This is a genomic window from Bacillus sp. 2175 (assembly GCF_057812155.1).
This window is the reverse complement of the sequence record NZ_CM173819.1, coordinates 4,445,130-4,460,233: the sequence shown is the minus strand read 5'-3', so window position 1 is coordinate 4,460,233 and position 15,104 is coordinate 4,445,130. Positions and strand designations below refer to the sequence as shown.

General features: G+C 41.8%; 17 protein-coding genes. 14 read left to right on the top strand and 3 right to left on the bottom strand.

All coding sequences use genetic code 11. The features are described from left to right. Positions 1-141 precede the first annotated feature (141 nt). Positions 142-1,266: a homoserine O-acetyltransferase family protein gene (locus tag ACXKY9_RS23130; protein ID WP_001167627.1), complete on the top strand. Its 1,125-nt coding sequence runs from the start codon at positions 142-144 to the stop codon at positions 1,264-1,266. Positions 1,267-1,315: 49 nt separating this feature from the next. On the opposite strand, the gene ACXKY9_RS23125 is transcribed toward ACXKY9_RS23130, so the two are convergent. Continuing rightward, complete coding sequence (locus tag ACXKY9_RS23125) at positions 1,316-1,498, bottom strand: hypothetical protein (protein ID WP_002101457.1); 183 nt, start codon at positions 1,496-1,498, stop codon at positions 1,316-1,318. Between the two features lie 197 nt (positions 1,499-1,695). On the opposite strand from ACXKY9_RS23125, the gene ACXKY9_RS23120 reads away from it, so the two are divergent. The 6 genes from ACXKY9_RS23120 (at position 1,696) to ACXKY9_RS23095 (ending at position 9,012) form a co-directional block, all read left to right on the top strand. Continuing rightward, positions 1,696-2,001 (top strand): rhodanese-like domain-containing protein, encoded by a 306-nt coding sequence (locus ACXKY9_RS23120; RefSeq protein ID WP_000141207.1) that lies wholly within the window; start codon positions 1,696-1,698, stop codon positions 1,999-2,001. A gap of 80 nt (positions 2,002-2,081) precedes the next feature. Further along, the gene (locus tag ACXKY9_RS23115; protein WP_000512596.1) at positions 2,082-2,306 is read left to right on the top strand and encodes a spore germination protein; all 225 of its coding nucleotides are present in this window, start codon (positions 2,082-2,084) and stop codon (positions 2,304-2,306) included. Between the two features lie 20 nt (positions 2,307-2,326). Beyond that, positions 2,327-2,650 carry a hypothetical protein gene (locus tag ACXKY9_RS23110; protein ID WP_001110847.1) on the top strand — a complete coding sequence of 108 codons (324 nt, stop codon included), beginning with the start codon at positions 2,327-2,329 and terminating at the stop codon, positions 2,648-2,650. A 116-nt stretch (positions 2,651-2,766) separates the two neighbouring features. Beyond that, on the top strand, positions 2,767-6,768 hold the full coding sequence (locus tag ACXKY9_RS23105) for a BclA-related collagen-like exosporium protein (protein ID WP_015382476.1): 4,002 nt from the start codon (positions 2,767-2,769) through the stop codon (positions 6,766-6,768). Positions 6,769-6,968: 200 nt separating this feature from the next. Then, positions 6,969-7,982 carry a GTP 3',8-cyclase MoaA gene (gene moaA, locus ACXKY9_RS23100; protein ID WP_001157117.1) on the top strand — a complete coding sequence of 338 codons (1,014 nt, stop codon included), beginning with the start codon at positions 6,969-6,971 and terminating at the stop codon, positions 7,980-7,982. A 16-nt stretch (positions 7,983-7,998) separates the two neighbouring features. Further along, the gene (locus ACXKY9_RS23095) at positions 7,999-9,012 is read left to right on the top strand and encodes a molybdopterin-synthase adenylyltransferase MoeB (RefSeq protein WP_001158106.1); all 1,014 of its coding nucleotides are present in this window, start codon (positions 7,999-8,001) and stop codon (positions 9,010-9,012) included. Between the two features lie 37 nt (positions 9,013-9,049). Here ACXKY9_RS23095 and moaC read toward each other — a convergent pair whose 3' ends face one another. Further along, positions 9,050-9,535 (bottom strand): cyclic pyranopterin monophosphate synthase MoaC, encoded by a 486-nt coding sequence (gene moaC / locus ACXKY9_RS23090; protein WP_000094146.1) that lies wholly within the window; start codon positions 9,533-9,535, stop codon positions 9,050-9,052. An 83-nt stretch (positions 9,536-9,618) separates the two neighbouring features. Between moaC and moeA the strand changes: the two genes are divergently transcribed. From moeA to ACXKY9_RS23055, 7 genes are all read left to right on the top strand, one after another. Then, complete coding sequence (moeA, locus tag ACXKY9_RS23085; RefSeq protein ID WP_000229696.1) at positions 9,619-10,908, top strand: molybdopterin molybdotransferase MoeA; 1,290 nt, start codon at positions 9,619-9,621, stop codon at positions 10,906-10,908. Beyond that, entirely contained in the window at positions 10,872-11,393 is a 522-nt protein-coding gene (mobB, locus tag ACXKY9_RS23080; RefSeq protein WP_002101454.1) for a molybdopterin-guanine dinucleotide biosynthesis protein B, read from the top strand. The genes moeA and mobB overlap by 37 nt, the downstream gene beginning before the upstream one ends. Then, a complete protein-coding gene (moaE, locus tag ACXKY9_RS23075; RefSeq protein ID WP_000611226.1) occupies positions 11,390-11,854 on the top strand; it encodes a molybdopterin synthase catalytic subunit MoaE in 465 nt (154 codons plus the stop codon). The genes mobB and moaE overlap by 4 nt, the downstream gene beginning before the upstream one ends. Before the next feature lie 2 nt (positions 11,855-11,856). Continuing rightward, on the top strand, positions 11,857-12,090 hold the full coding sequence (gene moaD / locus ACXKY9_RS23070; RefSeq protein ID WP_000621778.1) for a molybdopterin converting factor subunit 1: 234 nt from the start codon (positions 11,857-11,859) through the stop codon (positions 12,088-12,090). Positions 12,091-12,183: 93 nt separating this feature from the next. Next, a complete protein-coding gene (locus ACXKY9_RS23065; RefSeq protein ID WP_000717679.1) occupies positions 12,184-12,603 on the top strand; it encodes a DUF3888 domain-containing protein in 420 nt (139 codons plus the stop codon). Positions 12,604-12,639: 36 nt separating this feature from the next. Next, the gene (gene glcU, locus ACXKY9_RS23060; protein ID WP_000350861.1) at positions 12,640-13,497 is read left to right on the top strand and encodes a glucose uptake protein GlcU; all 858 of its coding nucleotides are present in this window, start codon (positions 12,640-12,642) and stop codon (positions 13,495-13,497) included. A 13-nt stretch (positions 13,498-13,510) separates the two neighbouring features. Continuing rightward, complete coding sequence (locus tag ACXKY9_RS23055) at positions 13,511-14,296, top strand: glucose 1-dehydrogenase (protein ID WP_000286673.1); 786 nt, start codon at positions 13,511-13,513, stop codon at positions 14,294-14,296. A 72-nt stretch (positions 14,297-14,368) separates the two neighbouring features. Here the strand turns inward: ACXKY9_RS23055 and ACXKY9_RS23050 are convergent, their stop codons facing one another. Then, on the bottom strand, positions 14,369-14,863 hold the full coding sequence (locus ACXKY9_RS23050; protein ID WP_000451444.1) for a CarD family transcriptional regulator: 495 nt from the start codon (positions 14,861-14,863) through the stop codon (positions 14,369-14,371). Between the last annotated feature and the right edge of the window lie 241 nt (positions 14,864-15,104).

The following is a 15,104-nucleotide window of genomic DNA, read 5'->3' as shown; positions in this document are numbered from 1 at the left end:
TCTTTAATCTTGTAATATAGTGCTATTTTGTGGCTAATTTTGTATATTATTCATTTATTTATGAAAAGAAGAAGGAGATTAGTTGCATGGAAAAAAATCTTTAGTAAGCAGTTCATACTATAACGGGGAGAGGGAGAGTCTGTGCAAATTGTAAAAAAAGAGAAGTTTGTTTTAAAAGAGTTTACGTTTGAAAATGGTAGGGAAATTCCTGTTCAAATGGGATACGAGACATATGGTACGTTAAATAGAGAAAGGTCAAATGTGATTTTGGTTTGTCATTATTTTAGTGCAACAAGTCATGCGGCGGGAAAATATACAGTGCATGATGAGGAGTCTGGTTGGTGGGATGGGCTCATTGGACCTGGGAAAGCAATTGATACAAATAAGTATTTTGTTATATGTACGGATAATCTTTGTAATGTGCAGGTGAGGAATCCATATGTGATTACAACAGGACCGAAATCAATTAATCCAGAAACTGGAGAAGAATATGCTATGGAGTTTCCGGTTTTTACATTTCTTGATGTAGCTTGTATGCAATATGAGTTAATAAAAGGTATGGGAATTTCAAGGTTACACGCTGTAATCGGACCGTCGGCGGGGGGAATGATTGCACAACAATGGGCGGTTCACTATCCACATATGGTAGAGCGGATGATTGGCGTTATTACGAACCCACAAAATCCAATTATTACGTCAGTAAACGTAGCGCAAAATGCGATTGAAGCAATTCAACTGGATCCAAGTTGGAAAGATGGAAAATATGGAGAACAGCAACCGATAAAGGGGCTTCATTTAGCAAATAGAATGATGTTTATGAACGCGTTTGATGAGCATTTTTATGAAATGACATTTCCTCGTAATAGTATAGAGGTAGAACCTTATGAAAAGTTTTCTACACTAACATCATTTGAAAAAGAGATAAATAAAGCGACATATACAAGTTTAGAGCTAGTAGATGCAAATTCATGGATGTATACTGCGAAGGCAGTTTTATTGCATGATATTGCACATGGGTTTTCTTCACTAGAAGAATCTCTTTCTAACATAGAAGCGAATGTGCTTATGATTCCGTGTAAACAAGATTTGCTTCAGCCGTCTCGTTATAATTATAAAATGGTAGATATTTTGCAAAAACAAGGGAAATATGCGGAAGTATATGAGATAGAAAGTATAAATGGGCATATGGCAGGAGCACTTGATATTTATTTATTTGAAAAAAAAGTTTATGAATTTTTGAATCGGAAAGTATCTAGTTTTGTGTAGAAGAAAAATGATGGGGAAAAGGTGCAATGTTTGTAGTAGGCACCTTTTTTCACATGATTTGTAGACGGAAAATATATGTAGCTATTGCTATACCAAAGAACGCTATGCTAAGCAATAGAAATAAGAATGACATTTCTTGTGAGGATTTTATTTTTTTATTATTTTTCATACTGAGAGTAATAATTGCAGCGATTAAGAAAATGATGCCCATAATGAAAAGGGAAAGTGTCATTTTCATTGGCTCCTTTCATAAAACAAGTATATTGAGGATACAATGCAAGAGTTATGTTTGTAAAGAATAAGTTTTGCGGGAAAATTGAGAAATAGTTTTTCGATTCTTTGCGTTCTTTCTTTTGCATGCTAAAATTGGTAGAGAATGTTTGTGAAAAAGAAACTAAAGGTTTTATTGTATATAAGGAGGAACTACATATGACAGAAGTTAAAACAATTACTACAGAAGAAGTGCAAGAGCGTTTAGAAAATGGAGAAACGTTATTTTTAGTGGACGTAAGAGAAGATGAAGAAGTAGCGGCAGGGAAAATTCCAGAAGCTGTACATATTAAAATGGGTGATATCCCACATAAAGTAGATTTCTTTAATAAAGAGAATGAATATATCTTTATTTGTCGTTCAGGAATGCGCAGTGAAAATGTATGTCATTATTTAAATGAGCAAGGATTTAAAACAGTGAACATGGTCGGCGGTATGCTTCAATATGAAGGTGAAACGAAATAGTAAATAGTTAAAAACTTGAAACGAGTATGTTTCAAGTTTTTTTTCTTTTGCATACAGTATATAAAAGGAGGATGGAGAAGATGGGAATTAACATGCGTAAAGTAAAAATTATAAATAATACAGGAGCTGTTAATGTTGGCGATTGTTATGATCTCTCACCTTTTGCTGTATCAAAAGCGTATGCGGGTGCCGGAGGGGCGAGTGCGGCTATTTTTTTAAATGGGAAAAGGCAGCCAGAAGCGGTAATTAGAACATCAGTATTTCTTCCACCATTAGCAACAAGTACACGTACGTTAGGTTCGTAAAGGAAAGGTAGTGTGTAAGTATGCCGGCACATATAAAAGAGTTTGTTATCGTTAATAATACAGGAAATATATTTACGGGCGATAATTTAAGAGACACTTCATTTACTGCTTCGAAATCGTATAGTGGTTCAATGGGGTGTACTTGGATTGATGTTGTTACTGTAATAGGGACGGAGACAAAGCTTTGTTTACAGCCAGGAGATTCTGTCACAACAACGTATACGAGAGGTACTCCTGCTGGTACTGTAACAGGAACGAATACTGGGCAAGGTGCAAATGTGTCGAGTACTATGCAGGCGGTGCCAAATATAGATAATATGGATTCAGTTGCTGGACTCCCTTAAGGAATTAAGGGAGTTTTTATTATTTAAAATAAAAATAGTCTTGGAAATTATTTTTGAAAATAGATTAAGAAGAGGTTTATTTATTATGAAAAAGAAGGTTTGTAGGTGGTGAAAGTGTGAAGAAACGTGATAATAATGGGAAGCAAAATTCGTTAAGCTCTAATTTTAGAATTCCACCCGAACTTATTGGACCTACTTTCCCTCCTGTTCCAACTGGATTTACAGGTATAGGGATTACTGGCCCAACAGGTCCACGGGGTCCAACTGGTCCTCAAGGACCGAGAGGGTTACAAGGTCCGATGGGGGAGATGGGCCCGACAGGACCTCAAGGTGTGCAAGGGATACAAGGACCAGTTGGTTCAATAGGTGCAACTGGACCAGAAGGACAGCAGGGACCACAAGGGTTAAGGGGGCCACAAGGAGCAACAGGAGCGACAGGTTTACAAGGGGTGCAAGGAATTCAAGGTCCGATTGGTTCGACAGGAGCAACTGGAGCGCAGGGGATACAGGGCGTACAGGGATTACAAGGTCCGATTGGAGCTACTGGACCTGAGGGACCTCGAGGAATCCAAGGTGTGCAAGGAGTGCCAGGGGTAACTGGTCCTCAAGGAATTCAAGGAGCTCAAGGAATTCAAGGGGCACAAGGACTAACTGGAAGTACGGGGTTAACGGGAGCAACTGGTCAGGGGATAACAGGCCCGACTGGAATAACAGGTCCAACTGGGATAACTGGACCATCTGGAGGACCTCCTGGTCCGACAGGGCCGACTGGTGCGACAGGTCCGGGCGGTGGACCGAGTGGAAGTACAGGTGCGACTGGAGCAACTGGGAATACTGGAGCTACAGGAAGTACAGGGGTAACAGGAGCAACGGGAAGTACAGGTCCTACTGGAAGCACGGGAGCACAGGGCTTGCAAGGAATCCAAGGGATTCAAGGGATTCAAGGGCCAATTGGGCCAACAGGTCCAGAAGGTCCGCAGGGTATTCAAGGTATTCCTGGTCCGACGGGAGTAACTGGTGAACAAGGAATACAAGGAGTTCAAGGTATTCAAGGGGTAACGGGAGCAACAGGAGATCAAGGTCCGCAAGGTATACAAGGGGCTATAGGACCACAAGGGGCAACAGGGGTAACAGGAGATCAAGGTCCACAAGGAATACAAGGAGTACCAGGGCCATCAGGAGCAACAGGGCCACAGGGAGTTGAAGGGATACAAGGTCCGATGGGTGATATAGGACCAACAGGTCCAGAAGGCCCAGAGGGACTTCAGGGCCCGCAAGGAATACAAGGTGTTCAAGGGCCAGTTGGAGCGACGGGTCCAGAGGGTCCTCAGGGGATACAAGGTATTCAAGGACCGGTAGGAGCAACAGGCCCACAAGGTCCACAAGGGATTCAGGGAATACAAGGTGTGCAAGGGATAACGGGAGCAACAGGAGTACAAGGAGCAACTGGAATTCAAGGGATACAAGGGGAAATAGGAGCAACGGGTCCAGAGGGTCCACAAGGAGTGCAAGGTGCTCAAGGGGGGATTGGTCCAACAGGTCCGATGGGTTCACAAGGAGTGCAAGGAATACAAGGAATTCAAGGCCCAACAGGTACACAAGGAGTGCAAGGAATACAAGGAATACAAGGAATTCAAGGTCCGACGGGGGCAACAGGAGATACGGGAGCAACCGGGGCGACAGGGGAAGGCACTACAGGCCCAACGGGAGTAACCGGTCCAACAGGCGTGACTGGCCCATCTGGTGGACCAGCAGGACCGACCGGTCCAACGGGGCCATCAGGTCCGGCGGGAGTGACAGGTCCATCTGGTGGACCACCCGGCCCGACAGGAGCAACCGGGGCAACAGGAGTAACAGGAGATACTGGGGCGACAGGCTCAACTGGAGTGACAGGAGCGACAGGAGAAACGGGAGCAACCGGAGTGACGGGTTTACAAGGTCCGCAAGGAATCCAAGGAGTGCAGGGAGAGATAGGTCCGACGGGTCCCCAAGGTGTTCAAGGTCCCCAAGGAATTCAAGGAGTAACGGGGGCCACTGGAGATCAAGGTCCGCAAGGGATTCAAGGCCCACAAGGCGACATAGGTCCAACTGGCCCCCAAGGAATTCAAGGCCCACAAGGTTCTCAAGGAATCCAAGGAGCGACAGGGGGAACAGGAGCACAAGGCCCACAGGGAATCCAAGGTCCGCAAGGTGACATAGGTCCGACTGGGTCACAAGGTCCAACTGGAATCCAAGGGATACAAGGAGAGATAGGACCAACAGGTCCAGAAGGCCCAGAGGGACTTCAGGGCCCGCAAGGAATACAAGGTGTTCCAGGGCCAGTTGGAGCAACGGGTCCAGAGGGTCCTCAGGGGATACAAGGCATTCAAGGACCGGTAGGAGCAACAGGCCCACAAGGTCCACAAGGAATACAGGGAATACAAGGTGTGCAAGGGATAACGGGAGCAACTGGAGCACAAGGAGCAACTGGAATTCAAGGGATACAAGGGGAAATAGGAGCAACGGGTCCAGAGGGCCCCCAAGGAGTGCAAGGTATACAAGGGGCGATTGGTCCAACCGGTCCGATGGGCGCACAAGGAGTGCAAGGAATACAAGGGGTTCAAGGAGCAACAGGTGCACAAGGAGTGCAAGGACCACAAGGAATTCAAGGGATACAAGGTCCGACGGGAGCAACAGGAGATACGGGGGCAACCGGAGCGACGGGAGAAGGAACTACCGGCCCAACAGGAGTAACTGGTCCAACAGGGGTGACTGGCCCGTCAGGAGGACCAGCAGGACCGACCGGCCCGACGGGGCCATCAGGTCCGGCAGGAGTGACAGGTCCATCAGGTGGACCACCTGGCCCGACAGGAGTAACAGGTGCGACAGGAGTAACAGGAGATACCGGGGCGACAGGCTCAACTGGAGCGACAGGAGCAACGGGAGCAACAGGAGTGACGGGTTTACAGGGCCCGCAAGGAATCCAAGGTGTTCAAGGAGAGATAGGTCCAACCGGCCCACAGGGTATTCAAGGTCCCCAAGGAATCCAAGGAGTAACGGGGGCAACAGGAGCACAAGGTCCACAAGGAATTCAAGGCCCACAAGGAGAGATAGGTCCAACCGGCCCCCAAGGAATTCAAGGTCCACAAGGTCCTCAAGGAATCCAAGGAGTGACAGGGGCAACCGGGGCACAAGGCCCACAGGGAATCCAAGGCCCGCAAGGTGATATAGGCCCGACCGGCCCACAAGGCCCCCAAGGAATTCAAGGCCCGCAAGGAATTCAAGGTCCAACGGGAGCTACAGGAGCAACCGGAGCGACAGGTCTCCAAGGAATTCAAGGCCCACAAGGAATCCAAGGCCCGCAAGGAATTCAAGGTCCAACGGGAGCTACAGGAGCAACCGGAGCGACAGGTCTCCAAGGAATTCAAGGTCCCCAAGGAATCCAAGGCCCGCAAGGAATTCAAGGTCCAACGGGAGCTACAGGAGCAACCGGAGCGACAGGTCCCCAAGGAATTCAAGGTCCCCAAGGAATCCAAGGCCCGCAAGGAATTCAAGGTCCAACGGGAGCTACAGGAGCAACCGGAGCGACAGGTCCCCAAGGAATTCAAGGCCCGCAAGGAATCCAAGGTCCAACGGGGGCTACAGGAGCAACCGGTTCACAAGGTCCAACTGGAGATACAGGTCCAACCGGAGCTGGAGCCACAGGAGCGACCGGGGTGACTGGAGTTAGTACAACTGCAACGTATGCATTTGCGAATAATACATCAGGAACCGCTATTTCCGTTTTATTAGGTGGTACGAATGTACCATTACCGAACAATCAAAATATTGGTCCAGGAATAACCGTTAGTGGTGGAAATACTGTATTTACAGTTGCGAATGCAGGAAATTATTATATAGCTTATACAATTAATTTAACGGCAGGATTACTTGTAAGTTCTCGTATAACTGTAAATGGCAGTCCGCTTGCGGGAACGATAAACGCCCCGACAGTGGCTACTGGTTCATTTAGTGCAACAATAATTGCTAACTTGCCTGCTGGAGCTGCTGTTAGCTTACAGTTATTTGGAGTAGTTGCAATAGCTACATTATCTACAGCAACGCCAGGGGCTACCCTGACTATTATTAGATTAAGTTAATAAGCAGAGAACCTTGAAGCTTTTATGTTTCAAGGTTTTTTTATCTTTGTATTTGTAAGTAAACCTCGTTAACCAGGGGGAGTGAATCCCCTCTAATTATTTAAAGTTTCACTTTATTCACTTGAGCAAAAACATCGCAGTTCGAAAATATATTATAATAGAATGAAAAGAAAGAAATTTGGCAGAAAGGGAGGGTGGCGATGCAGGAGATGGTTAAAGATTTTTTTGGACGCCCACTTCAAGATTTACGTATATCTGTCATTGATCGTTGCAATTTTAGATGTACATATTGTATGCCAGCGGAAATATTTGGGCCAGAATATGCTTTTTTGAAAGACGAGTTTTTACTAACTTTTGATGAAATTGAGCGTTTGGCAAAATTATTTGTTAGCATCGGTGTACGGAAAATTAGACTTACTGGCGGTGAGCCACTGCTTCGTAAAGATTTAACAAAACTTATTGCACGTCTTGTGAAAATTGATGGGCTAATAGATATAGGGTTAACGACAAATGCTATTCATTTAACGAAACAAGCGAAGGCATTAAAAGAAGCTGGATTACATAGAGTGAATGTTAGTTTAGATGCGATAGATGATGACATATTTAAGAATATTAATGGTCGAAATATTAATACGAAACCGGTAATTAAGGGAATTATAGCAGCTAAAGAGGCGGGCTTGGAAGTAAAGGTAAATATGGTTGTGAAAAAAGGGATGAACGATCATCAAGTACTACCGATGGCTGCGTATTTTAAAGAGCAAGGAATCACGCTTCGGTTTATTGAGTTTATGGATGTTGGTAGTACAAATGGGTGGAATTTTGATCAAGTCGTTACAAAACGAGAATTGATTGAGATGATTCATAAGGTGTATCCGCTTGAGCCAGCTGAAGCGCATTACTTTGGTGAAGTTGCGAAGCGATATCGGTACGTTGGAACAAATGTTGAAGTTGGTTTTATTACATCTGTTTCTGAGTCATTTTGTGTCTCTTGTACGAGGGCGAGAATTTCGGCAGATGGAAAGTTTTATACGTGCTTATTTGCGACAGAGGGTTTGGATGTAAGAGAACTTCTTAGAGGAAATCTTTCGGATGAGGAGTTATTAAGTGTTATACAAGATGTATGGATGAATAGAAAAGATAGGTATTCGGATGAACGAACAGAAGAAAGTGCAAAAAATCGTCCAAAAATCGAAATGTCTTATATAGGAGGATAAGAAAGGGGGCTATCGCATGCAGGAGCGATATTCAAGACAAATATTATTTTCTGGTGTTGGAGAAGAAGGGCAGAGAAAAATAAGAGAGAAGCATGTGCTTATTATTGGTGCTGGTGCTCTCGGTGCGGCAAATGCAGAAGCGATTGTTAGAGCGGGTGTTGGAAAAGTAACGATTGCTGATCGTGATTATGTAGAATGGAGTAATTTACAAAGACAACAACTATATACAGAAGAAGATGCAAAGCAGTATAAACCGAAGGCGGTAGCGGCAGCAGAGCATTTAAGAGCGATTAATTCTGAGGTGGAAATAACTCCGGTTGTGACAGATGTAACGGTGCAAGAAATGGAAGAATTAGTGAATGATGTAGATTTAATATTAGATGCGACAGATAATTTTGAAACGCGTCTTCTCATTAATGATATTTCACAAAAGTATAATATTCCGTGGATATATGGTGGGTGCGTTGGAAGCTATGGAGTAACGTATACAATTTTACCAGGGAAAACACCGTGTTTTCGCTGTTTAATGGAGCATCCGGCGAGCGGAGCAACATGTGACACAGCTGGTATTATACAACCGGCAGTACAATTAGTAGTTGCGCATCAAACTACGGAAGCGCTGAAAATATTAGTAGAAGACTACGGAGCGCTTCGTGAAACGATGTTATCATTTGATCTTTGGAATAATCAACAGATGGCATTTAAAGTGAATAGGCAGAAAAAAGATACTTGTTTATCTTGCGGAAGGTTACGTACATATCCGAGTTTAACATTTGAAGCACAAACGAAAACAGAAGTGTTATGTGGGCGAAATACAGTGCAAATTCGTCCAGGTGTGCGGAAGAATTTTAATTTGGAAGAAATTAAAAAGCGCTTACAAAGAAGCGTAGAGATAAAGGCGACACCTTATTTATTGTCGTTTCCGGTAGAAGAATATCGTTTTGTTTTATTTACAGATGGCAGAGCTTTCATTCATGGGACGAATGATATAAATGTAGCGAAAAGTTTATATGCAAGATATATAGGTTGAACCTAAAGGGAATCCTTTAGGTTCAACGGAGAAAGGATTATGAATTTCTCGTATAATCTCCACTTTTTCCGCCTGTTTTTTCAAGTAAGTACGTTTCGCCGATAATCATACCTTTATCGACAGCTTTACACATATCATACACAGTAAGAGCGGTAGCCGAAGCAGCTGTTAAAGCTTCCATTTCAACACCGGTGCTACCTTCTGTTTTAACTTTTACTTCAATGAGTAAACGATATTGTTCTTCTGATTGTTTCCAATCGAAAGAAACGTCAACACCTTTTAATAGTAAAGGATGGCACATTGGGATAATATCAGAAGTTCGTTTCGCAGCCATAATGCCTGCGATTTGCGCAACTGCTAATACGTCACCTTTCCCAATTTCATTGTGAGAGATTTTATCGTAAATTTCTTTCGTAACGACAATGCTAGAGCACGCAATTGCTGTTCGAACGGTTGCTTTTTTGTCACTTATATCAACCATCTTCGCGCGTCCTTGGTCATTAAAGTGTGTAAATGAAGACATGGAATTCCTCCTTGAAGTAATTTCTATTGAATATATAAAGTTTAATCGAGATAAAAAAAATTGCAAATATGAGGTGAGAAACGATGGTAGAAAAACGAATTCCAATTCAAGTTGCTGAGGCAGTAGAACGGGTAATGAAATATGCAAAGCATGGTGAAGTAGAAGAAATTTCTATTACGGAAAGTTACGGGAGAATTCTCGGGGAAGATGTTGTCTCAGATCATGACGTTCCTCATTTTGATCGTTCCCCTTACGATGGTTTCGCCATTCGAGCAGAAGATACGAAAGAAGCAACTCAAGAGAATCCAGTTGAATTTGAAGTAATAGGAGAAATCGGGGCAGGTTCTGTTTTTACAGAAGAAGTAGGATCTTTTCAGGTGGTTCGTATTATGACAGGAGCAGCTATTCCAAAAGATTGCAATGCAGTCGTAATGCTAGAGCTGACAGAAGGGTTTGAGAAGAACGGGAAAACATATATGAAGTTAAAACGCCCTTTTAATAACGGTGACAATGTGTCGTTTAAAGGAGAAGATATAAAACAAAATCAAGTTCTCGTTCAGAAAGGCGTTGCAATTAATCCAGGTGTTGCCGCCTTATTAGCAACGTTTGGATATAGCACTGTGAAAGTTGTAAAACAGCCTGTTGTCGGTATTGTAACGACAGGAAGTGAATTATTAGAAGTACATGAGCCGTTAGAACCGGGGAAAATTAGAAATAGTAACTCGTATATGATCGCAGCTCAAATTATGAAAGCTGGCGGGAAAGTTCGTTATTATGGTCAACTCGCGGATGAGTTAGATGCATGTTTTACAGCTGTTCAATCAGCGGTGGATGAGGTCGACATTTTAATTACAACAGGCGGTGTATCAGTAGGAGATTATGACTACTTACCAGCTATTTATGAAAGGTTACAGGCAAATGTACTCTTTAATAAGATAGCCATGAGGCCCGGAAGTGTAACGACAGTAGCTGAAGTTGATGGAAAGTTACTCTTTGGTTTATCAGGAAATCCGTCTGCTTGTTATGTAGGCTTTGAATTATTTGTGCATCCAATTATAAAAACGTATTTGTATGCGAAGGAACCTCACGTATATAGAGCGGATGCTATTTTACAAAAAGATTTTCCAAAGCCAAATCCATTTACTCGTTTCGTAAGAGCGAACGTAACAATTGTGGACGGGGCGTTACAAGCGATGCCAGTTGGTTTAGATAAATCGAGTGCGGTATCTTCACTTGCAGATGCGAATGCTTTTATCGTGTTACCTGGAGGAACGAGAGGATTTGAGACCGGAATGAAAGTATCCGTATTATTGTTAGAGCACTCTGAGGGATGTGATTGGCCATGGGCAAAGCCACTTCAATCTTACAAATAGTAGGATATCAAAATAGCGGGAAAACAACACTTGTTGAGAAAGTGGTGCATGCATTAGCTGAACGAAAAATGAAAGTTGCTACAATTAAACATCACGGGCACGGAGGCTTTCCAGAAGTAGCGCAAAAAGATAGCGAAAGACACCGTAAAGCTGGTGCTGTCGTAAGTAGTGTAGAAGGTGCTGGATTGCTTTCACTTTCTTCACTAAGAAAGAAATGGTCCTTGCAAGAAATTATTCGCTTATATGAGTTTTTTGAAGTGGATACAATTTTAATAGAAGGCTATAAAAAAGAGAATTACTCGAAAGTAGTGTTACTTCGTTCTGCGGAAGACATTGAGCTTTTACATAAAGTAGAAAATATTGTGGCGGTTATTACGTGGTATGATGTTCCGGCAAATATACGAGAAGAATATAAAGTATTTCATATAACAGAAGAAGAGTTGTACATAGACTGGTTTTTACAAACGGTTAGGAGTGCGAAATGATAAATACATATTATGAAGTAATTGATACAGAAATCTCAATTGAAGAAGTAACGAAGAAAGTAATTCGACGTGAATGCGGTGCTGTTACAACATTTATTGGAACGGTTAGAGAGTTTACGAAAGGGCGTCGTACATTATACTTAGAGTATGTTGCTTATAAGACGATGGCAGAAAAGATGCTAGAGAAAATTGGCTTGGAAGTGAAAGAGAAATGGCCAGGTACATATGTTGCGATTACACATCGCATCGGTACGTTGCAAATTTCTGATATAGCGGTTGTTGTTGCTGTTTCAACACCACACCGTAAAGCGGCTTATGAAGCGAACGAATATATTATGGAACGCATAAAACAAATTGTTCCGATTTGGAAAAAGGAGTTTTGGGAAGATGGTGACTCATGGATTGGTGATCAATTAGAAAAAACACCATATCCGGCGGGAGAGCCTGGGAAGGAGCTATAAGTATGATTAGAGTATTGTTATTTGCGCACTTGCAAGAAGAAGCAGGGACAAGTGAATTACAAATAGAGAAAGAAAATATTACGGTTGCACAGTTAAAAGATGTTGTTGCGAACGAATATAATGTACCAGTTTCAGAGCCAATTATGGTTGCGATTAATGAAGAATACGCAAATGAAGATGACAGGGTCCAATCTGGTGATGTTGTTGCACTAATTCCACCAGTGAGCGGTGGTTAATATTGGATTCATTAAAACGACTTTCCTACATAGGGAAAGTCGTTTTTTTATGGCAGTTTTGAGAACACTAATCTATAGAACAAGGAGGGAACTATGAAAAAAATATGTGTAGTTATCACAATGCTATGTGTGGCCTTTTTCTCTTCTCCAAGCGATTCTTTCGCGAAAGAATCAAGAGAACAGCTTTTAGAGAGTGCATTATCAAATAGGTACTATTCAGTTATTAGACAAGTGACAGAAGATCAATATGAATGTGCTTCAGTTATAGATATAAAGCGTCTCGGCAAGAAAGATGAATTTGTTCCTAGATACGAAGTGAAGCTACAATTTCTTACATTTCAAGGAGCGCATAATCCGCCGAACGATAAAGTTACGCTTACTTTGGAAGACCATTTAGATCACGTAAAGATAAAGAAAGTGGAGCGAGAAAAGAATGTTTCTGACGTTATTGCAGAAAAAGTTTGTGAACGGGAAAAAGAAAAAATAAAAGCTCACTCTAACGACTTAGAGTGATAATCTATGGCATTTAGTAAAGAAAGGTAATGAGTGATGGATATATTTTTAGCGATTTTACCAGCTATATTTTGGGGAAGTATTGTGCTATTTAACGTAAAACTGGGCGGGGGCCCGTATAGTCAAACGCTCGGAACAACGTTTGGAGCACTTATTTTCTCAATTGTTGTTTATATTTTTATGAAGCCAGTATTAACACCTACCGTTATCGGAGTTGGAGTTGTGTCAGGTTTATTTTGGGCGCTTGGTCAGGCAAATCAATTGAAAAGTATTGATTTAATGGGTGTTTCGAGGACGATGCCAATTTCAACAGGACTTCAATTAGTCGCGACGACTTTATTTGGCGTTATCGTATTTCATGAATGGTCCACGACAATATCGGTCGTCCTTGGGATTTTAGCGCTCGTTTGTATTATTATCGGTGTTATTTTAACATCGCTTCAAAGTGAAGAAGAAAAGAATGCAGAGCAAGCAGCAAACTTTAAAAGAGGTATCGTAATTTTATTAATTTCAACAGTCGGTTATTTAGTTTACGTAGTAGTAATTAGGTTATTTAACGTAGATGGCTGGTCGGCTTTGTTGCCACAAGCAGTTGGTATGGTGTTAGGTGGGATTTTGCTTACCTTTAAACATCATCCATTTAATAAATATGCAATTCGCAATATTATTCCAGGATTAATTTGGGCAGCTGGAAATATGTTTTTATTCATTTCACAGCCGCGTGTTGGAGTTGCAACAAGTTTCTCGCTATCGCAAATGGGAATTATTATTTCCACGCTTGGTGGGATCCTTATATTAGGTGAAAAGAAAACGAAACGTCAATTAACGGGTATCGTTGTCGGTATCGTTTTTATTATCGCAGCCGGAATTATGTTAGGTATAGCCAAAAGTTAAAGGAGGTATGGAAATGTATAGTGATTTAGCAGGGAAAGTTGTCGTTATTACAGGATCAGCAACTGGTCTCGGAAGAGCGATGGGAGTGAGGTTTGCTAAGGAAAAAGCGAAAGTGGTTATTAATTATCGCTCACGAGAATCAGAAGCGAATGATGTGTTAGAAGAAATTAAAAAGGTAGGCGGCGAAGCGATTGCTGTAAAAGGTGATGTAACCGTCGAATCAGATGTTGTGAATCTCATTCAATCTGCTGTGAAAGAGTTTGGTACGCTTGACGTTATGATTAATAATGCAGGGATAGAAAACGCGGTACCGTCGCATGAAATGCCGCTTGAAGATTGGAATAGGGTAATTAATACAAATTTAACAGGTGCTTTTTTAGGAAGTCGTGAAGCGATTAAATATTTTGTAGAACATGATATTAAAGGGTCTGTCATTAATATGTCTAGTGTTCATGAGAAAATTCCGTGGCCACTATTTGTGCACTATGCAGCAAGTAAGGGTGGCATTAAACTGATGACAGAAACGTTAGCGCTAGAATATGCGCCAAAAGGTATTCGAGTAAATAATATAGGACCAGGTGCAATTAATACGCCAATCAATGCAGAAAAGTTTGCTGATCCTAAAAAACGTGCTGACGTAGAAAGTATGATACCTATGGGCTATATTGGAAAACCTGAAGAAATCGCAGCAGTAGCAACTTGGCTTGCTTCATCAGAGGCGAGTTACGTAACGGGAATTACGCTATTTGCAGATGGTGGAATGACGTTATATCCATCGTTTCAAGCTGGGCGTGGGTAATATAAAAGGACGAAGAGATAAAACTCTTCGTCCTTTTTTTACAAAAAAAAATAGCGGCCAGCTATTTTAAATTTAGTGATTAATTGTATCTTGAAGAAATTCTGTTGCTTGATGTTCAGTAACATTTTGTACGAGCGCGACTTCGCTGATCATCATTTTTCGTGCATTATCTAGCATTTGTTTTTCGCTCGCATTTAATGTTCTCTCTTTATTACGGCGAAGTAAATCCCGAACCACTTCTGCGCTATCTTGTAAATTGCCATTTTTCATTTTTTCCATATTCATTGTATATCTTTGTTTCCATGAGAGTGATGGGTCTGACTCCCCGTTTTGAAATTCAAGAAGTATATCATCTAACGTACCTCGATCAACGATATAACGAATACCTGATTTTTTTAATTGATCCATCGGAAGCATTACTTGCATATCTTTACTAATGATGCGTATCACACAATATTGACGTGAAGTACCTAATATTTCTTTCTCTTCAATTGCTTCGATGATTCCTGCACCGTGCATTGGATAAACGATTTTATCACCAATTTGAAACAAATCATCCACCTCCATATGTGGTAACCACTTTTAATGATAGCATACGTATGTAAAAATGTCAAATTTTATATGATAACATAATATTTATATTCGAGTCAATAAGATAAAGTGCTTTTTTATGTTTTTTTTTGAACTTATTTATCCCGCATTAACGGGCAATAAGACCCCCACCTCAAAATTCAGCGAAAGCAAAGAAGTTAGGTGGGTGGTCGGGCTGATTAAAGTTTCACTTTATAGTGATTTTTTTAGAAAAATA

Excerpts from the sequence above, each read along its gene's own strand:
- ACXKY9_RS23125 (WP_002101457.1), bottom strand. The coding sequence starts at position 1,498 with ATGACACTTTCCCTTTTCATTATGGGCATCATTTTCTTAATCGCTGCA.
- ACXKY9_RS23120 (WP_000141207.1), top strand. The coding sequence starts at position 1,696 with ATGACAGAAGTTAAAACAATTACTACAGAAGAAGTGCAAGAGCGTTTA.
- ACXKY9_RS23115 (WP_000512596.1), top strand. The coding sequence starts at position 2,082 with ATGGGAATTAACATGCGTAAAGTAAAAATTATAAATAATACAGGAGCT.
- ACXKY9_RS23110 (WP_001110847.1), top strand. The coding sequence starts at position 2,327 with ATGCCGGCACATATAAAAGAGTTTGTTATCGTTAATAATACAGGAAAT.
- moaA (WP_001157117.1), top strand. The coding sequence starts at position 6,969 with ATGCAGGAGATGGTTAAAGATTTTTTTGGACGCCCACTTCAAGATTTA.
- ACXKY9_RS23095 (WP_001158106.1), top strand. The coding sequence starts at position 7,999 with ATGCAGGAGCGATATTCAAGACAAATATTATTTTCTGGTGTTGGAGAA.
- moaC (WP_000094146.1), bottom strand. The coding sequence starts at position 9,535 with ATGTCTTCATTTACACACTTTAATGACCAAGGACGCGCGAAGATGGTT.
- moeA (WP_000229696.1), top strand. The coding sequence starts at position 9,619 with ATGGTAGAAAAACGAATTCCAATTCAAGTTGCTGAGGCAGTAGAACGG.
- moaE (WP_000611226.1), top strand. The coding sequence starts at position 11,390 with ATGATAAATACATATTATGAAGTAATTGATACAGAAATCTCAATTGAA.
- moaD (WP_000621778.1), top strand. The coding sequence starts at position 11,857 with ATGATTAGAGTATTGTTATTTGCGCACTTGCAAGAAGAAGCAGGGACA.
- ACXKY9_RS23065 (WP_000717679.1), top strand. The coding sequence starts at position 12,184 with ATGAAAAAAATATGTGTAGTTATCACAATGCTATGTGTGGCCTTTTTC.
- glcU (WP_000350861.1), top strand. The coding sequence starts at position 12,640 with ATGGATATATTTTTAGCGATTTTACCAGCTATATTTTGGGGAAGTATT.
- ACXKY9_RS23055 (WP_000286673.1), top strand. The coding sequence starts at position 13,511 with ATGTATAGTGATTTAGCAGGGAAAGTTGTCGTTATTACAGGATCAGCA.
- ACXKY9_RS23050 (WP_000451444.1), bottom strand. The coding sequence starts at position 14,863 with ATGGAGGTGGATGATTTGTTTCAAATTGGTGATAAAATCGTTTATCCA.